The following is a 2,643-nucleotide window of genomic DNA, read 5'->3' on the forward strand; positions in this document are numbered from 1 at the left end:
ACCCCCGGGCGTTTAACCGGCGCCGTTATAATGCTGTCGCCCCTCATTATCCCTGAAAAAAGCGTATCGGCTACCATGTACAGGGTATCCTTATCACGTTCCAGGATCAGCAGGGGGTGCTGGGTGGCCAGCACGGTTTTATTAGCCTGGTTCACCTTGCCGTAGTTGGAAAGCAGCGACATTTTATTGGCGGTATCCCTGTACACCATGTTACCTGTAGCGTAAGAGTAACCGGTAACCTTATCGGTTTCAATATTATCCGCAGTAATGGTGCTGGCGCTGTCCACAATAGTGGGGCGGTTGCCAAAGTTGCCATAACCGCTCTCCGTGTTGTAGTAACCGGAGGTGGTGTACATAATGGTTTTGCCATCATTAATGGTAGTAGGCGCTACCATGGTGGCAATTTTGGTATCGGTATTATATAGTAAGGTATCGGTGGTAAGGGTATAGGAGGGATCTACCAGCAGCACATTGTATTTAAAATATACATCCTTGGTATCTGCATAATAAAAACCTTCTTTACTGGTAAGCGTACTGGTGCCGTTAATTAATTTACCGCCCTGTGTGTAGGTACCAATGCGGGCATTCATATCATATTGCAGCTCAGGGCCGGAGATGTTCACCTTGCCATCTGTTAAGCGGGCATTCCCTTTCAGTGTAGCCAGTTTGGTATTGCCTTCATAATGCAGGTAATCGCCATACACCTGTACACTGTCGGCCTGGTTAATATGTACGTGACCGTAGGCGTCCAGCTGGTTGGAGCGGCTGTTCTTAAAAGCGCTGTCGCAGGAGATAATGGTGTTACCCTGCCGGAAAGAGGCATTCCCGATAAAACGGGCCAGCTGCACGGAATCGCGGGTAATATTGTTCAGCGTATCTGCATGCAGGATGTGAATAACGGAAGTGCTGTCCCCGGTTTTCTGCTGCGCTGCCGCCCCCATTATTCCCAACAGGTAAATGCCAATGAGAACAAGGCCATATCTTATAAATTGCTGCATTTTACAAATCATCATTGAGCCGTTACCGTATCAGAAGGGAGGGGCTTTACTTTATCTTTTTTGCCAAACAGCGAGAAGTGTACATACCGTTTCGGGTTTACGCGCAGATCTTCCAGCAGCTTATTCAGGCTGCCCAGGGAGGTTTGCAGGTTGTTGTACACCTTTTTATCATTCATCAGCAGGCCCAGGGAACCATCTGTGCTATTAAGCTTGCTGGTCATCTGGTTCAGGTTGGCCACGGTATGCTGCAGGTCCTGCAGGGAAGAATCCAGCTGCCCGTTGGCCAGGGTACCGGTGGCTTTCTCGGCATTGGTAAGAATGCCGGTTATCTTATCATTATTATTTTTCAGATTCTCGGAAATAGCCGCCAGGTTATTAAAGGTAGCCTGTACATTACCCTTTTCAGGGTCCATCATACGGTTCAGAGAGCTGGAGGTGGCAGAAAAATTACCCATGGTATTTTTCAGGTGGGCCACGGCTACACGAAGATTGCCTTCTGTGGTAGTATCAAATATAGCGTTCACCGTTAGTAATACGGAATCCACTGCGGAGAGGGTGGTTTCCAGCTTTTTAACCAGGGGGTTCAGCTGTTCTTTGAGCGCATCTGTAATGGAACCGTCTACAGCGGCATAAATGGTATCGCCTGATTTCAGATAATCGTTGGCGTTACCAAAGTCGATCTGTACGGCTTTAGTGCCTAACAGGTCGCCGGTAATGCGGGCCACGGAGTTACGGGGTATTTCCACATCTTTTGTGATACGGAGGGTTACCAGGATGCGGCCGGCGTTGTTATCCAGGATGTTGAGGTCTGATACGCTTCCCACTTTCAAACCGTTGACCTGCACAAAGTTAGAGGGCTGCAAACCATTCACCTGCTTGTATACAGCGTAAATAGTTTTATCGGATGAAAAGAGGCTTTTTCCTTTCAATAAATTAAAGCCTAATACCAGCAGGACAATAGCGACTACAGTTAGCACTCCCACTTTGGTTTCATTAGATACTTTTATCATGAGATACGTATACGTTGCTGCAAAAGTAATCGAAAATCCAACTCCCGGTACCAAATTCCAATTTTTAGCTCCGGCGGTTAGTTATAATTTAGTAAGGATCAGGTGATAGGGTAAAAAGGATAGGGGTAATTATTACTTGGGGTGCTTGCTGGTCGGGGATTACATTACATCTGTGCTTCTAACTTCAGGCCATTCTTGTATGGGACGATGAACGCATCTTTAAAGCCCATCCGCTTGGCCTTTCGCAAGGCAGCCCCGGCCTCCGGTTCCGTTCGGAAGCTGCCCCATATATATTTGTTAAATTTTTTCCGGTTAATGATCACCCGCTCCTGTTTTATAGGGCCCCCCATTTTTTTGAAAATGGGGGACTTGGCAGAATAATTTTTATCGCTTACCAGCAGCTGCACCTTATACATAAGAGAGGAGGAGGCAGCGGTGGCAGAGGTTTTCCTGGGTTGCTTGTAACCGGTTTCAATCACGGGCTGCACGACGGGCTGCGGTACTACCGGTTGCGGCGGTGGTGCGGCCTGCTCTTCTTTGAAGTTACCAAAACGTTCCAGCTCTTCTTTATAACGTTTTATGGCTTTAAAGATGCACTGGGCGGTTTCCTGCTGCCCGTTGGCTGAGTTCAGGTA

At 47.7% G+C, this 2,643-nt stretch carries 3 protein-coding genes; all 3 read right to left on the minus strand.

Annotation, left to right across the window (positions count from 1 at the left end):
- Positions 1 to 998: OstA-like protein (locus tag VIM87_RS16455; RefSeq protein WP_331998050.1), on the minus strand; the 998-nt coding region annotated here is incomplete at its 3' end.
- Between the two features lie 11 nt (positions 999 to 1,009).
- Complete coding sequence (locus VIM87_RS16460; protein ID WP_331998051.1) at positions 1,010 to 2,008, minus strand: MlaD family protein; 999 nt, start codon at positions 2,006 to 2,008, stop codon at positions 1,010 to 1,012.
- Between the two features lie 164 nt (positions 2,009 to 2,172).
- The coding region (locus VIM87_RS16465) for a hypothetical protein (protein ID WP_331998052.1) at positions 2,173 to 2,643 on the minus strand (471 nt) is incomplete at its 5' end.

Origin of the sequence: Chitinophaga sp. (assembly GCF_036569125.1) — a bacterium.
Classification (GTDB): Bacteria; Bacteroidota; Bacteroidia; order Chitinophagales; family Chitinophagaceae; genus Chitinophaga.